This window comes from Paenibacillus antibioticophila, assembly GCF_000455265.1.
GTDB classification, from domain to species: domain Bacteria; phylum Bacillota; class Bacilli; order Paenibacillales; family Paenibacillaceae; genus Fontibacillus; species Fontibacillus antibioticophila.
The window spans coordinates 47,618-64,549 of record NZ_HG005145.1 but is presented as its reverse complement, the minus strand read 5'-3'; the positions used below and the strand labels follow the sequence as shown (position 1 = coordinate 64,549).

The window sequence follows — 16,932 nt, the reverse complement described above, 5'->3', positions numbered from 1 at the left end:
TTTTTCTGAAGAGATTCAGGGAGATCATCGACCGGAAAAAGCCTGTTTGGTGGCGATGGCGGAGGGGTTCCACGCGTACCCATCCCGAACACGACCGTTAAGCCCTCCAGCGCCGATGGTACTTGGACCGAAGGGTCCTGGGAGAGTAGGACGCCGCCAAGCAACATAAAGAGCACTACCGATAACCCGGTGGTGCTTTTTTAATATTTTTTCACAGCTATTCTTGTCCTGCTCTCAAACAAAAACTAGAAATACGAGTGGGAAAGTGATTAGAAGGTTAAGAACTAGTAAGAAATGCTCGCTAAAAGCTGGTCAATAGAAAAGAAACTGTAAATTGGATTGTCACTATATCCCATCTTAAAAAGGATACAATAGTAATAGAATATTTTACTGCATGGAGGAGAAGAACCCAATGAACAGCAAACACAAGCGGAGAACCTTTAAAATAACTTTGAATAGTAAAATGCTGCTGCTAATGGGCGTAGCGGCAGGCTGCTTGCTGCTGAGTGAGATGCATGCCGGGGACAATCTGGTAGCGGCGCAGGGCTCAGGTCAGTCAGCCGATCCATTGATAGCAGCCCAGTCCCAATCAACCTCCGTCACGAGCAATCTGGTTGAATTGAAGGCAAATGGGAAGAAGGCAGCCCAGCAGGGCATGTTATTTGAGAACAAAACCTGGGTTCCGTTAACGTTTTTGCGCGATGAGCTTAATTTATCCTTAACCTATGAATCCGCCAGTCGCACATACATCATTACCCAAGATTATCAGAAGCTTAAAGTAACCTTGTATGAAGGCGGCGTGACCTCTTATCTGAACGGCCACTACCTGGGGACTCCCGGAGCCAAGTTGATTAAGGGAAGAATCTACGTTCCATTCCAATGGCTCAAGGATTATTTGGGCTATGAGGGGGTGTGGGACGGCAAGCTGAAGCAATTGGATATCGTCAAGTCTCAACTGAACAATCTGGAGATGAAGACGGTTAGTCATCGAGAAGATAATGCCGATGCCGTGATTACATTAAATGCTCCTTCTGTTGCTATACCTGGCAATACTTCGGCGGAAAAGGCCATCAACCGTGTCCTTGAAAAGGATAACTCCGAATTTCAAGCCTATATAGCTGAATCGTTAAAAAACCGTGAAGGAGAGTCTAATCTTGCCCCATATGAATTTAATTCTTCCTACGTGGTTACTTACAATCAGAAGGGGCTGCTCAGTCTTTTCATAGATAAATATGAATATACCGGTGGTGCCCATGGAATGACAGTACGGCAGGGATACACCTTCAACCTGGAGGATGGCAGCCTGCTTACGCTTAAGGAACTGTTCGGAGATACCTCAGACTATATGAACATCATTAACGGGGAGATCAAGGAGGGCTTTGAGTCCCATCCTGGTTATTTTGGAGGATTTAAGGGGATTGGCAGTGATTATACCGACTATTACTTGCAGATCGATAAGGTGACGTTCTTCTTCCAGGTCTATGAATATACCCCTTATGCGGCTGGTATTCCGGAGTATTCTATAGCCTATGAGAAGCTTTTGAAGAAGAATAGTCATTATCAAAACCTGCTTCCATAAGAAACGGAGAATGAATGTAACCTTTTTGTTACCGATTGATGTATGGACTAACGTTATAATGAAGACTGGCAACTTGTCATTAGGCAAAAGGGCCTATCCGTGTTCTATATCAGCTTCAACATCAAATGCAGCTATAAGCTCTCGGAATATAGATTGGGTAAGGAGGAGATCAGCATGCAGCTGAGGGGAATCAGGTATTCCTTGTGCTTCATGAGTGGAGTCCTGATGATGCTACTAATCATAACAGGCTGCACGGATTCTGAGCCTTCCTGGACAACATTTGTCGGTTCAGCTGTAGAGAAGAGCTTTCCGGTACCTAAGGAAGCCAAGCGGACCGAGACGGCGACGAACAATACGAAGGTAGACTATGTACATTATTCCATGCCTGGACTCCGTGAGGATGACCCTGTACCTGAACCCTATGTGAAGGCAATTACGGAATGGGGTTGGAAGGAGAATACTAAGGAGAGCACGGGAACAACCCTTGTATTTACAAAAGATAAATTGGTCGTTCAATTGACCATGCATAAGAATGCCTTTACCGTACTCGTTCCTAAAATGCAAGAGAAGACGATTATAAAAGGACTGGAAAGTAACCAGTAGGCATGGATAATGAACAAGGAAAGAGCCTGATTCCGCACATGAGCTGCGGAGACAGGCTCTTTTTATCTAGGCAGTGCAATTAAGGCATATAGTAGGAAGTATCCTGTGGAGTAATCTTGATCATACCGCCTTTAGGCTGTTTGCGCATTCCAATCAGGATATACAGCTTCGGCGACAGGAGCCACAGATGCCACAACACCAAGGAAATGATGAAGGCAGGAGGAGACCAGGGAATCAGGGCAGCAAAGAGGCAGATGCCGATCCAGGAAATATGTAAATGAGCCAGGCGAAAGGTACTGTAGGTCACAAATTGATCTGGCAAATACCCCAGCCAGGGAAGTCTCCAACTGAACCGCCACCGTTTACGATAAGAGTGGCTGACTATAATTAGGACGGAACGGGCAATGACAAAGTGTACCCAGAGAACGATCGGGATCGCTAAGAGAAAATAGAACAGACTGGTCCAGGAGAAAAATACCATCGTTGCCGCCAGCCAAATGAAGGGAAGCGTCAAAAAGCTGCTGATTAGCGGACGAGGCACAGTGAGTCTTTTTAATAGTCGATAATGATAAAATGTTGCGTTATTTCCTTTATCTGCAGGCATCAGCAATAGAGTCCTCCCCTGAAACAAGTGGTGTGGCATTTATTAGATAATGGTACGCTCTGATTAATATATCGGATAAAAGTAAGATTTTTTGAGATGCTTCTGTACAAACACCCATCTGGCGAGGGGCGCATATACATATATCAGAAATGAGCTATGAAAAGGTTTAAATTGATAGAATATGTGCCATACTGGTAGTAAAACAAACAAGGTGGGATGGAACATGGATGAACTTACGCCAAACACATGCATTATTTGTGGGGAGCCAAAGTCGGAAGGCATTCATATTGTATCTGAATTTATCTGTGATGCTTGCGAGGCGGAAATGGTTCATACGGATGTCCAAGAGGATAAATATCATTTTTTCGTTCATCGCATGAAAAGGATCTGGATCGGGGAAAATGCATAGTGTGGGGCAGGAATCCATATAAGTCAGCAAAAAAGATAAGAAGGATCATGAGAGGACCTGATTTTAGCGATAAGGTCCTTTTATATTGCCCGTAAGCGCACATAGGCGTTACAATGAAGCGAAGGCGTTACGATAGACAAGCCGGAAGGATCAGGATATAGATTGAATCAGCAAAATAATAGATCAGGCGGACAACAACAGATTCGGGCTCCGCTTTATGAGGCGCTTCTTGCATACAGGGAGCGCAAGGATGCCTCCTTTCACGTGCCTGGGCATAAGGATGGGGAGGCTGTACGGCAGAGCGAGGGCAGCTACGCAAGCGCTGCCGGTTATCCGTTGGCCCGGATGATGGAGCTGGACGTGACGGAGATTACCGGCACGGATGATCTGCATCATCCGGAGGGCGCCATCCTGGAGGCGCAACGCTTGGCCGCGGCGGTGTTCGGCGCTAAGGAGACGTTTTTTCTGGTTGGCGGCAGCACGGCCGGCAACCTGGCAATGATCCTGAGCGTGTGCAGCGCTCCAGGCGATGTGCTGCTCGTGCAGCGCAATGTGCACAAATCCGTGATTCACGGATTGATGCTGGCTGGAGCACGAGCCGTGTTCCTTGCGCCGCGACTGGACCCCGCGAGCGGCCTGGCGACCATCCCGTCCGAGGCGACGGTGCGTGAGGCCCTGGCCCGGTATCCCGGGGCCAAGGGGCTCCTCGTGACGCACCCGAACTATTACGGGATGGGAGCCAGCCTGGCGCCGCTGGCGAAGCTCTGCGCGGCGAGCGGCGTGCCGCTGCTCGTGGACGAGGCGCATGGCGCCCACTACGGGCTGCACCCGGCGCTGCCGGCGAGTGCCCTGGCGCAGGGCGCCAGCGCGGTCGTGCAGTCCACGCACAAGATGCTCGGCGCCCTGACCATGGGCGCCATGCTGCATGTGCAGGGCGGCCTGCTCGACCGCACGCTGCTGAGGCAGCGGCTGGCGATGGTGCAGAGCTCGAGCCCATCGTACCCGATTATGGCCTCGCTCGATCTGTGCCGCTGTCAGCTTGCCTCCAGCGGCCCAGCTTACTTCGAGTCCGCGCTGGCAACCGCGGACAAGCTGCGTTGCGGCATCTGGGAGTTGTCCCGTTTTGGGCTGCTTGCACCTGAACCGGGCGCAAGCGGAGCAGATGCCGCATATGCTATACAAGATCCCTTCAAGGTGGTGATCTATGATGCCGCAGGGATCTGGAGCGGGTACCAGCTCCAGACCCTGCTGGAAGCAGCCGGCTGCGTGCCGGAGATGAGCGATGAGCGCTATGTTGTGCTGGCGCTCGGCCCAGGATCGCGCCTTCAGGATGCCGATCGGTTGCTGAAGGCCTTGGAGGAGCTGTCGAAAGATGATGTTTCCACGTGGAACATCGCGAACAAAGAGGTTCAGGCCTCCCTGAAACAAGCCGATATAGGAATTAAGCCTGGGGCAGAGCTTGAACCGGTATCTTCCCCGGTCCGCTTTAGCCTTCGTCCGATCGCAGCCGGGAATATAGAATCCGTTCCCTTGTCTGATTGCGCGGGAAGGCTGGCGGCTGAGATGGTCGTGCCTTATCCGCCTGGAATTCCGATTCTGTATCCCGGTGAGCGGATCAGTGAGCAACGGAGCCTGCAGCTCCATCAGCTTAGGGATTCTCAAGCAAAATGCCAAGGCGTAAAAGACGTCACCCTATCTACCATTCAAGTCATTATTAAGGATATAGAAGAAAGTAGGGAATTCCTCGTTGAACGTTCATGAACAGGTACAAGAAGAAGGAGTAAACCGCCGAAAAGGACTCTTCATTACGCTGGAGGGAGGCGAGGGAGCAGGTAAAACATCGTTGATGGAAGAAGCGGCTCGTGTACTTGAGGCTCGCGGCATCCAGTATATGACGACCAGAGAGCCCGGGGGAATCCGAATTGCTGAGAGTATTCGCGAGATCATCCTGAATCCCAGCCATACGGAGATGGATGCCAGAACCGAGGCGCTGCTCTATGCGGCAGCCCGGAGGCAGCACCTGGCAGAGAAGGTGGAGCCGATGCTCGCCCAAGGAATTACGGTATTAAGCGATCGCTTCGTCGACAGCAGTCTCGTCTATCAGGGCTATGCCCGCGGATTAGGAATTGAGGAAGTGCTCTCTATCAATATGTTCGCTACCGCCGGCAGATTTCCGGATCTGACCTTTTATCTCGACATTGAGCCTGAGCAAGGGCTTGCCCGTATCGCGGCAGGACAGGGACGGGAAGTGAACAGGCTTGACCTGGAGGGCCTTTCGTTCCATCATAAAGTTAGGGAAGGCTATCGGATCGTGTCCGGTATGTTCCCGAGCCGAATTCATGAGATTGATGCATCCGGCCCCTTCGAGGAGGTCGCTGCGGCATTAACTGCCAGACTGGATGCGGCATTAAAGGATTTTGGCGTATGATTGTCAAATAAGTAAAAGTGGTTAAATAGTGTTATCAAACCGAGGAGGGAATGCAAATGAAACTGATCATCGCTATCGTTCAGGATAAGGACAGCAACCGTCTGTCCGGCGCATTGGTGAAGGAAAATTATCGTGCCACCAAGCTGGCCAGTACCGGGGGATTCCTTCGGGCCGGAAATACCACATTTATGATCGGTGTAGAGGACCATCAGGTGGAAGGCGTCATGAGCGTCATCCGCAACAGCTGTAAGGTTCGCGAGCAACTGGTAACTCCGGTAACACCGATGAGTGGAACGACAGATTCCTATTTGCCGCTTCCGGTCGAGGTGCAAGTTGGAGGAGCAACCGTGTTTGTAATGCCGGTTGACCGTTTTGAACATTTTTAAAGGATACTCAAGAAGTCCCTTTTTGATCACCAAGTATTCCAAAAAATAGAGACTTTAAAGCTATCAATTATTCTGCAGACAGGCGGTGAATAGAGCACATGAAAATTGATCCGGGTTACAGGCCGCTAAAGAGCAGCCTTAGCGGTAGTGATAACGCAGCAAGGCCAATTCAGGCGAAGAGCTTCTCTGATGTGATGCAGCAGCATGGGGAGCAGTCATCGAAGGAAGAGCTTGCACGCAAATTCAAGGAGATCCAGCTTCAGGGAGACCGGCTTGCACGTTCCATGACAGTTAGGGAGCTTAAGGCTTACCGGACAATGGTCAAGCGATTTCTGGAGGATACGGTTCGGCGCGGGGTGGGCATCAAGGAATCCCGGGGCTGGGATCGCAGAGGCCGGGGCAAGCGATATAAGCTGCTGGATGAAGTCGATGCTGCTCTGCTCGCGATGGCGGATGAATTGTTGGAGACGGAGCAAGGGAAGATTGAGCTTCTGCAAAAAATCGGTGAAATCCGTGGGATGCTGATCAATATTTGTTACTAGGAAGGTAAAATACGATTATGTCTTTCAAGGAAATCATCGGACAAGAGACTGCTAAGCAAATGCTGCAGAACGGTCTTCGGCAGCATAAAATATCTCATGCATATATATTTAACGGGCCGCCGGGGAGCGGACAGAAGGAAATGGCGATGGCCTTCATACAGGCGTTGTACTGTACAGAAGGAGAGGAGGAGGCGTGCGGCGAATGTCTGGAATGCCGCAAGGTGCTTCACGGTAATCATCCCGATCTCCATCAGGTCTATCCCGACGGCTCGACCATTAAAATAGATCAGATTCGCGATTTGCAGCGGATTTTCTCCTATCGGTCGGAGCAAGGCAATCCGAAAGCCTATATCATTGACCAGGCGGAGAAAATGACGGTGCAGGCGGCGAACAGCCTGCTGAAGTTTCTGGAGGAGCCTCCGTCACCTGCGGTGGCGATTTTATTAACGGACAATGGACGGGCTCTTCTGCCGACCATTCAATCAAGGGCTCAATGGGTGCCATTCCTGCCTTTAGAGCCTGAACGGATGCTGCAAATATTGGTAAGCGAGGGTTATCCCGGTGCTTTGGCCCGATGCGCGGTTCAGGTCGCGTCAGGACTGGCAGCATGCCGGGATTTGTTGCAACAGAATTGGTTTGCAGAAATTAGAAACGTAGTGTTACAATTAGGGAAGGAAACCGCAGGCCGTGGCGGTTCTCCACTTGTATCAGCGCAGCAATCTATATTCAAGGCAGGTCTTGGTGAACACCTGGATATGCTGCTGGATCTTTTTCATGTATGGTTCAAGGACATGCTCCATGCACTCTATCATAGACATGACCATATTGTTTTCATAGATGAGCTGGATTTTATTATGAAGCAGGCTTCCACGCGCAGTGCGGACTACTGGATTCAGGGGATGGCGCTTGCGGCGGAGAGCAAGAAGAAGCTTCGTCAGAATATGAACGGCCAGCTCTGTCTTGAGCAGTTCTTGATCGCGATTGGCGCCTAAGGAACTGCCTATCTTGCTGCCCGGCTTCGTTTATGGTTGCGGGTCAGCGGTTTTAAACTTTCTCCCGTGAAAAACGTGAGGTTTTGCAGAACGTCCGCCAGATTTTTATAAAGTGGGTTTTCAGGATACAAGGGGGTTAGTTTTTGTACACTGTAATAGGCGTCCGCTTTAAAAAAGCGGGCAAAATATATTACTTCGATCCTCTCGAGCTCCCTGTGGAGAAGGACCAGAGCGTCATCGTTGAGACGGCGCGGGGGATCGAGTACGGGAAGGTAGTCGTCGGGAAGAAGAAGGTGGGCGAGCAGGATGTCGTCCTTCCGCTGAAGAAGGTTATCCGGATTGCCGACGATTCCGATGCACGTGTTGTGGAGGATAACAGGCTTGCGGCAAAAAATGCATTTGCCACATGTTTAAATAAAATTAAAGACCATGATCTGAAGATGAAGCTGGTGGATGTAGAATTTACGTTTGACCGTAACAAGATCATATTCTACTTCACGGCGGAAGGACGAGTTGATTTTCGTGAACTGGTCAAGGATCTGGCAAGCATTTTCCGAACAAGGATTGAACTCCGTCAGATTGGAGTCAGAGATGAAGCCAAGATGCTCGGGGGAATCGGCCCTTGCGGACGTGTGCTCTGTTGTTCTTCCTGGCTTGGCGATTTTGAGCCGGTATCAATCAAAATGGCTAAGGACCAGAGCCTGTCACTGAACCCGACCAAGATTTCCGGGCTGTGCGGGCGGCTGATGTGCTGTCTGAAGTTCGAGCATGATAACTATGAGAGCGTGAAGGAAGAGCTTCCATCTGTAGGCAAGATTGTTATTAGCTCTTTAGGTGAAGGCAAAGTGGTTGGTCTTAACGCGGGAGCACGCACGGTTCATGTGCAGCTGTTTGACGCAGGCAAGGTCAAGGAGCTTCCGTTAGACGATGTAGTTGTGAAATAGCATCTAATTCATATTCAAGAAAGACTTTAGAGAATGACTCTGGGGTGGGAACTTGGAGAATAAGGATATATTTAAACATGTGCAGGCGCTGGAGACACAAGTGGGGAAATTTCACGGCGATTTGGGCGCACTGATGCTGGAAGTCAAGAGGCTGGTAGAAGAGAACCAGCAGCTTCGTCTGGAGAATGAGAAGATGCGTAAGATTATGATGGGAGAGGCTAAAGAGGCTGCCCCTGCTTCCACATCTTCATCTCGATCCGCTGCCCCCTCTACAGGAGGCAAAGAAGCAGTAGATGTTGTTGGAGAGGGCTATGACAATCTGGCGCGTCTCTATCATGAAGGTTTCCACATATGCAACGTATATTATGGTCATTTACGCACTGAGGGCGATTGCCTGTTCTGCTTGTCATTTTTGAATAAATAACGAACCGTAGGGGCCCCTACGGTTTTTTTTAGATTTTTTTTCAGACATGTGCCGGAGAGACCGGCAGCGATAGAGGAGAGCATTCAAGTTGAAGAATCAAGTAACGATCTATGATTATGAGCGGGTTGATGACCTGCTGACCCAGCAGCTCCGTATTATTCAAAGCGAAGAGGTGTTCAGCTTCTCGATGGATGCGGTGCTTCTGGCCAGATTTGCTTCTATTCCAAGCAAAGGGAAGATCCTCGATCTCTGTACAGGGAACGGGGTTATACCGCTGCTGCTATCCACCAGAACCAAGGCAAGCATTGAAGGGATTGAGATTCAGCCCCGGCTTGCGGAGATGGCGAGAAGAAGTGTGGAGATGAATGGATTGACAGGACAAATAGCGATTCGGGAAGGAGACCTGCGGGAGTTATATAAAGAGGCGGGACATGGGAGTTATGATGCAATTACGGTTAATCCTCCTTATATGCCTGTGTATTCCGGAGAATCAAAGCTGAATCCTCATCAGGCGATGGCCAGACATGAGATTCACTGTAATCTTGAGGATGTGGCCAGAGCTGCGATGCGGCTGGCAAGGCCGGGTGCAAAGGTGTCGATGGTGCACAGGCCCCAGCGGTTGGGAGAGATTATATCTTTATTTCGGCAATACCGTCTGGAGCCTAAATTAATCCGGTTTGTCCATCCGAGGGCGGACGCAGAAGCCAATATGGTGTTGATTGAAGCACTGCGGGATGGAAAGCCGGATGTCCGCATCCTGCCGCCATTAATTGTTTATAATGAAGATGGACAATACAGTCCGGAGATTATGCAGATTTATTATGGATCAGAGAGGGAAGAGCATGACCATTCAAATTCAGAAGAGCTTTGAATCAAACCAGAAGACGGGAAGTCTCTACCTGGTCGGAACCCCGATCGGCAACTTGGAGGATATGACTTACCGGGCGGTGCGCACGCTTAGCGAGGCGGATATTATTGCTGCGGAGGACACGAGACAGACGCGGAAGCTGCTAACGCATTTCGAGATTTCTCCGTCCAAATTGTTCAGTTATCATGAGCATAACAAGGCAGCCAGCGGCCCCGAATTAATTCGCTATATAATAGAAGGAAAAAATTTAGCGCTGGTCAGCGATGCTGGATTACCGGCGATTTCCGACCCCGGCAGCGACCTGGTTCGACTGGCTGTGGAGCAGGGGATTCCTGTGATACCCATCCCTGGAGCAAACGCGGCCCTCTCGGCGCTGATCGTCTCAGGGCTGCCTACGGAACGCTTTCAATTTCTCGGGTTTTTGCCCCGTGAATCCAAAGAGCGTAATAGCTTGCTGGAATTGCTGCAGGATGAACAGAGCACCTTACTATTCTATGAATCTCCCCATCGTGTGATAAAGACCTTGACGGCTATGCAGCAAGCATGGGGGAATCGGCAAGTTGTGCTAGCCCGGGAACTGACGAAACGGCATGAAGAAATGGTTCGGGGGACAATCCGTGAATGCCAATCCTGGTTGGAGGAGCACCCGCCGCTGGGCGAATATTGCATCGTTGTATCCGGTGAGGAGCAGAGCAAAGTGAAGGAGCGTCAGGATGCCTGGTGGCAAGCATTATCGGTAGAAGAGCACGTAGCTTATTATGAGACCGAGGAGCCGTGTTCTCGAAAAGAGGCCATGAAAAAAGCCGCGGGGGATCGGGGAATATCCAAAAGAGATATCTACAAGCATTTGCTGGAGGACGGGAAAGAAGAGGAGTAACGGTAATTGCGGAATTAGACAAAAAAGGGGCCTTCACAGGCTGGGTTCAAGCCTGGAAGGCGCCAAGGAGATATGAAAAAGGTTAGAATTAACAAATTTTTATAAACCTATTATATACTATAAATCTTAATTTGTCACAGGGGTAGGAAGCTGAGTAATGCATTCGTGGCAAACAATTTTGCCTTTGAAGTAAGTTACGTTCTCTGCATTACCACAGAAAATGCAAGCAGGCTCATATTTTTTCAACATGATCCGTTCGCCGTCCACATAAATCTCAAGCGCATCTTTCTCGCCAATACCGAGTGTGCGGCGCAGCTCGATTGGAATAACTACCCGTCCCAGTTCGTCTACTTTTCTTACAATACCCGTTGATTTCATCATAACCTATGAAGGCCCCTCTCGCTATAGTATAAAAGCGTCATGATTCGACAAACTTCTATGTTTTATGATATTTATGATACCAACCATTGCCAAATCAGTCAACCTATTTATGGCAGAGTTCATCATTATTTCTAAATATTTTTTGTAGCTAAGCGCTGTTTACCCGATTTTACTATAAAAAAACGATACGATCTTATTCGACATTATGGAAGAATATATAACGACATAATTCGACACCACCTGACATTAACTACCTTTTTAAGCCATTATCCGTAAATTTTGAAGAATCTTTTTGTAAAGGAGATGTTGAGATGGAAAAGCAACTGAAGGAAGAAAAAGTGTTCAAGGACCCGGTACATAATTATATTCATGTGCAGGATGAAATTATCTGGTCACTTATTAATACACATGAATTTCAAAGGCTTAGACGGATCCGCCAGCTGGGCACTTCATATTTGACTTTTCATGGCGCAGAGCATAGCCGGTTCTCCCATTCGCTGGGCGTCTATGAGATTACGCGGAGAATCATCTCCCAATTTGAACGTGCCAAATATCCGGATTGGCCGGAGGAGGAGCGGATGGTGGCCCTGTGTGCGGCCCTGCTTCATGATTTGGGGCATGGACCGTTCTCTCATTCCATAGAACATGCCTTCCAAATGAATCATGAGGATTGGACGTGCAAGATTGTGCTTGGCGATACGGAGGTTGCAGCTGTACTGAGCAGATTAGGCGAGGATTTCCCCGGGAAGGTAGCTTCCGTCATTCGGAAAACCTATGAAAAGGCGATCGTGGTCAACTTGGTATCGAGTCCGTTAGATGCCGATCGTATGGACTATTTGCTGAGAGATGCTTATTTTACAGGTGTCGAGTACGGAACTATCGATATGGACCGGATTCTGCGGATGCTGCGTCCATATCAGGGGCGAATTGTCGTGAAGGAATCAGGAATGCACGCCGTGGAAGACTATCTTATGTCCAGATATCAGATGTACTGGCAGGTTTATTTTCATCCGGTGACCCGGAGCTCGGAGATCATTTTGCGGCAAATTTTCCGAAGAGCCAAGGAATTATTCGATGCGGGGCATTCGTTCCGGTTTTTGCCTGATCCGCTTCCGGGCTTGTTCCAGCGGGAATTGACCGTTCAGGAATATCTGCTGCTGGACGAAGCGCTGGTACAAACCGCCTTTATGCAGTGGCGTCTAGAGTCAGATGATTTGCTTGGCCAACTATGCAGCCGGTTCTTGGATAGAAAACTGTATAAATATGTAGAGGTTGAATCTCTGGATATGGAGACCATTGACGATATTCGCCATGCATTTGAAGCAGCAGGACTCCATCCGGATTACGATCTGGAAATTGATTTTCCGACCGATCTGCCTTATGATGTGTTTCGTCCTGACAATGAGTCCACGGAGAAGCAAATCCTGCTCCTGGACAAGCATGAACGGCTTGTGGAAATATCCGAAGTATCGGACATCGTCCGCTCGATCAGCGGCTTGCACCGGGGAAAATACCATTTGTACTTTCCTTACGAAAAAGTAAAGGCTGTCCTAGACCAGCTTCCGGAATCTATAGCATCAATATTTATACAGAAATGATAAATAGAATTTATGACTTGCACGCTATCACTTTAGGAGGTTAACCGCAATGGAGTTATTTGACACCCATACCCATATGGATTCGAAGAATTTTGACGAAGACCGTGCAGAAACTATCGAACGTGCTCGAGAGCAGGGCGTTACGCGGATGATCAATATTGGATTTAACCGGGAGACGATTCCCACCACGATGAAATTGGCCGAAGAATATGAGTTCATCTACGCCGCCGTCGGCTGGCACCCGCAGGATGCCATCACCATGAAGGAGGAGGACCTGGATTGGATTGCCGAGCTGTGTAAGCATGAGAAGGTCGTTGCGATCGGTGAGATCGGTCTGGACTACTATTGGGATACCTCGCCGAAGGAGGTACAGCATGAAGTGTTCCGTAAGCAGATTCGCCTTGCCCGGCAATTGGGCATGCCCATTTCGATCCATAATCGGGATGCCCATGAGGATGTAGTTCGAATTCTTCGGGAAGAGAAGGCAAGCGAGATTGGCGGTGTGATGCACTCCTTTTCGGGAAGCTGGGAAATTGCCAAGATGTGCCTGGATATGAACTTTCATTTGTCGTTTGGGGGACCGATTACCTTCAAAAATGCAAAGCAGCCGAAAGAGGTCCTGATGAAGACACCTTTAGACCGTTTACTTATCGAGACGGATTCCCCTTATTTAACACCTCATCCATTTAGAGGGAAAAGAAATGAGTCCGGATATGTGCGTCTGGTGGCTGAAGCTGCAGCTGAGCTTCTAGGGAAAGAACTGGAAGAAATTGCGAGAATTACGACCCAAAATGCACTGGAACGATTTGGAATACGATGAAAACAGGAGAAAAAGCAATGAAAAACAGAGGTATACGGAAAGATGAATGCATTTTAATCATCTGAGGGGAGATTATTACATTTTTTTAACCATATTTTAAAATAAACGTTCTTGATCCGTCCTTTACAATCTGCATCGAAACAAGTTAGAATCTTTTCAGTAATCGATTTGGCACCCTCCATGTGTAGATGGATAGGGTCCGGATTACAGTGTTCCATGAACCAGTCTCGCTGAATCTCCGAATGGAGAGCGGGGGAACCAAATACATCATCCGGAATCAACACAGATGACAGAAAGTGTGCCGGAATGATCTGTAATTGATTTCTTTACTCGGGTCTATGGGGTGAATTCGAGGTCATTGCGCCATGAGCGAATGAACTGAGAAGGGGCGGCACTCTCGCGTCCTAACCCGACAGCTAACCCCGTAAGCGTACGTTGAGAGGGCAAACTCGTGCATCCTATTACACCAAGACAAACTCGGAAGCCACGAAAGAGAGCCTCTTACTCTCTCCTTTAGGCTTCTTTTTTGTTTTGAATAATTGTAATAGGGTCATCATACTGTGATATACAGGAGGTGACTATGTCCGGGAAGACTGGGACAGGATGCGGATTGCAGCTTCAAATCAAGCAGTCCGTAAAAATGATTAGTAGTCACGTCAAATGCAGTACGAATCGATCTAACGGCGGGACTATGTAAGGAGGACGGAAGAAATGGGTTTGTTCCGGAATGAGGAGTCCCATGAATCACGCTCATCCAGCATGTCTTACGCATTGCGGTGGCAACAAGAACACTTACGTCAAGTGGCTGTCGTTGGGGCAGTAGCCGTCGCACTCATCATCGTTACCCTAATCTGGTATTTCACTCAAAATAGCAAGCAGGTTCACTTGGTTGTTGATGGGCAAAGTCAAAGCATTGAAACCCGTCATTCGCTGGTCAATCAGGTACTGGAGGAGCAGTCCATCGCATTGAATCCCGAGGATTCGATCTCGGTGGCCTTGAATAGCCCCATCGAAGACGGAGACAAGATCGTGATCGTACGAGCCGTTCCTGTCAAAGTGAATGTCGATGGAGCGACGAAGCTGCACTTTACTACACAAAAAAGTGTGCAAAAGGCAATCGCCGAGCTTGGCATTACCGTCGATAAGGACGATAAGGTGACCCCGGCTCTGGACAGCAAGGTTGAAGCCAACCAAGAAATTCAAATTGTACGCGTAACAAAGCATACCGTGCAGACAAAGGACGTCATCCCTTTCACCGTCGTAAAGACCTCGGATGATACGTTGCTTAAAGGCAACACCAAAGTGACCTCTGAGGGCAGTGAAGGCGTGATTGTCCATAATTACGAAAAAGTCTTTGAAGACGGAGTTCTCGTGTCCAAAACCTGGCTGGGGAAAGTAGTGGAAAAAGAAGCTGCTCCGAAGGTCATTGCTGTTGGTACGAAGAAGCCCGCAGTTGTTGCAGCCGCGACCATTACCCGTAAAGACAATTCGGTGAATATCAGCGGAGTGGCAACCAAGGGCGGCGTCTCTTTTGAATATAAAAAAGTGCTTAAAAACGTAACTCTGACCGCATATTCCTCGGAAGAAGACGGAATCGGAACGCGCACAGCTTCCGGTACGCGGGTTACCGAAGGCAGAACGATTGCGGTGGATAAATCGGTCGTTCCGCTTGGCTGGTGGGTGTACATCGAAGGGATTGGATTCCGCAAGGCGGAGGATACCGGAGGTGCCATCAAGGGGAATAAGATGGATGTATACTATGATTCTCTGAAGGCGGCACAGAACTTTGGCCGCAAGAAGGGGCGTACCGTCTATGTGATCGGCCCGACGAAGCCGGAGCTGAACTAGCGCGGTCCCTCGTTTACTTTGCACAGGGAATGGGATACTATTAGGGTGAGTGAATAAGACACGGATAAGAAGAGGAGTATTCCTCTTCTTTTTGTTGTTAAGACTTTAGATGATTTGACGGAAAGGAAATGGACCAGGATGATCAAGGAGGTCATTGTCGTCGAGGGGAGAGACGATACGGTTGCCATCAAGCGGGCTGTTGAGGCGGATACGATTGAGACCGGCGGATCGGCGATCAACGAGATGACATTGAGAAAAATAGCTCTGGCGATGGAGCGCCGAGGAGTTATTATTTTTACCGATCCGGACCATGCAGGGGAGCGTATACGCAAAATCGTCGCCCGCCGGGTGCCCGGATGCAAGCATGCCTTTCTGACAGAGGCGGACGCAACGAAGCGGGGCGATATCGGCGTGGAGAACGCCTCTCCGGAGGCGATTCGCCATGCCTTGGCTCATGTCCGGACCGAGATGGCTCCCGGAGCGGAGGCCGTGGATGAAGAGTCCGGGATTACCTGGAGTGATCTGATTGAAGCGGGGCTGATCGTACACCCCGAGGCGGCGGCCCGCCGCCGCTATGTCGGGGAGATGCTGGGAATCGGCTATTGCAACGGCAAGCAGCTCTTTAAGCGGCTCTCCGTATTTCGAATTAGCCGGGAGGAATTTGCCGCTGCCTTGAACAATTTGGAGAAGGAATGGGGAGACCGCCTGTGACAAATAGAGAGGACGTATCAACGCCGCGACGGACGAAGGAGATCATCCAGCGGCATGGATTTCAATTCAAGAAGAGCCTGGGTCAGAACTTCTTGATTGATCAGAATATACTCGCCAAAATTGTTGATGCTGCGGGTCTGGACGAGACCAAGGGCGCGCTTGAGATCGGTCCGGGGATTGGGGCTTTGACGGAGAAGCTTGCCCAGGCTGCAGGCAAGGTAACTGCTGTAGAGATCGACCAGCGCTTGCTGCCGATTCTGGAAGAGGTTATGGAGCCCTACGGGCATGTCACGGTGATCCATGGCGATGTGCTTAAGCTGGATCTGCAGCAGCTGTTCGCCGAGCAGTTCGGTGATTGCCAGTCGGTCAGCGTTGTGGCTAACCTTCCGTATTATGTGACTACACCGATCATGATGAATCTGCTTGAGGCGGGACTGCCCCTGGAGAATATCGTAGTTATGATCCAAAAGGAGGTTGCCGAGCGCATGGCCGCATCGCCGGGCGGCAAGGATTACGGCAGCCTGAGCATTGCCGTACAGTATTATAGCGAGCCGCAACTCGTCTGTACGGTGCCGCCTAGTGTGTTTATCCCGCAGCCGAATGTTGAATCGGCTGTAATTCGCCTGAAGGTGCGTCAGACGCCTCCGGTGCAAGTGAAGGATGAGGCCTTCTTTTTCGAGGTGGTACAGGCCTCGTTCACGCAGCGGAGAAAGACGATTGCGAACAATCTGAAGAGCCGCTTCTTCTCCGGCGAAGGGCGGGAGCGCCTTGAGGCCTTATTGGCTGAGGCCGGGGTCGAGCCGTCCCGACGCGCAGAGACGCTCAGTCTGCAGGAGTTCGCCGTGCTCAGTGACGTCCTGTATGCTGCGGGACTAACCGTTTAATCATTTCATGTAACCAATCACCTCATTTGCCCAT

At 49.7% G+C, this 16,932-nt stretch carries 19 protein-coding genes, 1 rRNA gene and 1 riboswitch; of the genes, 18 read left to right on the top strand and 2 right to left on the bottom strand.

Annotated elements, in window-relative coordinates; all coding sequences use genetic code 11:
• Positions 1-45 precede the first annotated feature (45 nt).
• The 3 genes from rrf (at position 46) to TX85_RS24900 (ending at position 2,182) form a co-directional block, all read left to right on the top strand.
• A 5S ribosomal RNA gene (rrf, locus tag TX85_RS24910) occupies positions 46-162 on the top strand.
• 250 nt (positions 163-412) lie between these two features.
• Positions 413-1,579 carry a PdaC/SigV domain-containing protein gene (locus tag TX85_RS25625; protein ID WP_049895238.1) on the top strand — a complete coding sequence of 389 codons (1,167 nt, stop codon included), beginning with the start codon at positions 413-415 and terminating at the stop codon, positions 1,577-1,579.
• A gap of 174 nt (positions 1,580-1,753) precedes the next feature.
• On the top strand, positions 1,754-2,182 hold the full coding sequence (locus tag TX85_RS24900; RefSeq protein ID WP_044482632.1) for a hypothetical protein: 429 nt from the start codon (positions 1,754-1,756) through the stop codon (positions 2,180-2,182).
• A 79-nt stretch (positions 2,183-2,261) separates the two neighbouring features.
• On the opposite strand, the gene TX85_RS24895 is transcribed toward TX85_RS24900, so the two are convergent.
• Entirely contained in the window at positions 2,262-2,786 is a 525-nt protein-coding gene (locus tag TX85_RS24895; RefSeq protein WP_044482631.1) for a hypothetical protein, read from the bottom strand.
• A 223-nt stretch (positions 2,787-3,009) separates the two neighbouring features.
• Here TX85_RS24895 and TX85_RS24890 point away from each other — a divergent pair, with 223 nt between their 5' ends.
• The 10 genes from TX85_RS24890 (at position 3,010) to rsmI (ending at position 10,656) form a co-directional block, all read left to right on the top strand.
• Entirely contained in the window at positions 3,010-3,195 is a 186-nt protein-coding gene (locus TX85_RS24890; protein ID WP_044482627.1) for a sigma factor G inhibitor Gin, read from the top strand.
• A 162-nt stretch (positions 3,196-3,357) separates the two neighbouring features.
• Positions 3,358-4,956 carry an aminotransferase class I/II-fold pyridoxal phosphate-dependent enzyme gene (locus tag TX85_RS24885; protein WP_044482626.1) on the top strand — a complete coding sequence of 533 codons (1,599 nt, stop codon included), beginning with the start codon at positions 3,358-3,360 and terminating at the stop codon, positions 4,954-4,956.
• Complete coding sequence (gene tmk / locus TX85_RS24880; protein WP_044482625.1) at positions 4,943-5,623, top strand: dTMP kinase; 681 nt, start codon at positions 4,943-4,945, stop codon at positions 5,621-5,623. Before TX85_RS24885 ends, tmk begins: the two co-directional genes overlap by 14 nt.
• Positions 5,624-5,679: 56 nt before the next feature.
• Positions 5,680-6,009 (top strand): cyclic-di-AMP receptor, encoded by a 330-nt coding sequence (locus TX85_RS24875; RefSeq protein WP_044482624.1) that lies wholly within the window; start codon positions 5,680-5,682, stop codon positions 6,007-6,009.
• Positions 6,010-6,107: 98 nt separating this feature from the next.
• Positions 6,108-6,551 (top strand): YaaR family protein, encoded by a 444-nt coding sequence (locus TX85_RS24870; protein ID WP_044482623.1) that lies wholly within the window; start codon positions 6,108-6,110, stop codon positions 6,549-6,551.
• A gap of 17 nt (positions 6,552-6,568) precedes the next feature.
• On the top strand, positions 6,569-7,543 hold the full coding sequence (gene holB / locus TX85_RS24865; protein ID WP_044482622.1) for a DNA polymerase III subunit delta': 975 nt from the start codon (positions 6,569-6,571) through the stop codon (positions 7,541-7,543).
• Positions 7,544-7,686: 143 nt separating this feature from the next.
• A complete protein-coding gene (locus TX85_RS24860; protein ID WP_044482621.1) occupies positions 7,687-8,487 on the top strand; it encodes a PSP1 domain-containing protein in 801 nt (266 codons plus the stop codon).
• 52 nt (positions 8,488-8,539) lie between these two features.
• Positions 8,540-8,911, top strand: coding sequence for an initiation-control protein YabA (locus TX85_RS24855; protein WP_044482620.1), 372 nt, complete (start codon positions 8,540-8,542; stop codon positions 8,909-8,911).
• Positions 8,912-8,999: 88 nt separating this feature from the next.
• Positions 9,000-9,782, top strand: coding sequence for a tRNA1(Val) (adenine(37)-N6)-methyltransferase (locus tag TX85_RS24850; protein ID WP_044482619.1), 783 nt, complete (start codon positions 9,000-9,002; stop codon positions 9,780-9,782).
• Positions 9,754-10,656: a 16S rRNA (cytidine(1402)-2'-O)-methyltransferase gene (rsmI, locus tag TX85_RS24845; RefSeq protein ID WP_044482618.1), complete on the top strand. Its 903-nt coding sequence runs from the start codon at positions 9,754-9,756 to the stop codon at positions 10,654-10,656. The genes TX85_RS24850 and rsmI overlap by 29 nt, the downstream gene beginning before the upstream one ends.
• Before the next feature lie 126 nt (positions 10,657-10,782).
• Here rsmI and TX85_RS24840 read toward each other — a convergent pair whose 3' ends face one another.
• Positions 10,783-11,037, bottom strand: a complete 255-nt coding sequence (locus TX85_RS24840) for an AbrB/MazE/SpoVT family DNA-binding domain-containing protein (RefSeq protein ID WP_044482617.1) — start codon at positions 11,035-11,037, stop codon at positions 10,783-10,785.
• Positions 11,038-11,348: 311 nt separating this feature from the next.
• On the opposite strand from TX85_RS24840, the gene TX85_RS24835 reads away from it, so the two are divergent.
• From TX85_RS24835 to rsmA, 5 genes are all read left to right on the top strand, one after another.
• On the top strand, positions 11,349-12,635 hold the full coding sequence (locus tag TX85_RS24835; protein WP_044482616.1) for an HD domain-containing protein: 1,287 nt from the start codon (positions 11,349-11,351) through the stop codon (positions 12,633-12,635).
• Positions 12,636-12,684: 49 nt separating this feature from the next.
• Complete coding sequence (locus TX85_RS24830; RefSeq protein ID WP_044482615.1) at positions 12,685-13,455, top strand: TatD family hydrolase; 771 nt, start codon at positions 12,685-12,687, stop codon at positions 13,453-13,455.
• A gap of 218 nt (positions 13,456-13,673) precedes the next feature.
• Positions 13,674-13,902, top strand: a riboswitch (cyclic di-AMP (ydaO/yuaA leader).
• Between the two features lie 264 nt (positions 13,903-14,166).
• A complete protein-coding gene (locus TX85_RS24825) occupies positions 14,167-15,303 on the top strand; it encodes a 3D domain-containing protein (protein WP_044482614.1) in 1,137 nt (378 codons plus the stop codon).
• A gap of 138 nt (positions 15,304-15,441) precedes the next feature.
• Positions 15,442-16,014, top strand: a complete 573-nt coding sequence (gene rnmV, locus TX85_RS24820; RefSeq protein ID WP_044482613.1) for a ribonuclease M5 — start codon at positions 15,442-15,444, stop codon at positions 16,012-16,014.
• On the top strand, positions 16,011-16,898 hold the full coding sequence (rsmA, locus tag TX85_RS24815) for a 16S rRNA (adenine(1518)-N(6)/adenine(1519)-N(6))-dimethyltransferase RsmA (protein ID WP_044482612.1): 888 nt from the start codon (positions 16,011-16,013) through the stop codon (positions 16,896-16,898). The genes rnmV and rsmA overlap by 4 nt, the downstream gene beginning before the upstream one ends.
• The last annotated feature ends 34 nt before the right edge of the window (positions 16,899-16,932 follow it).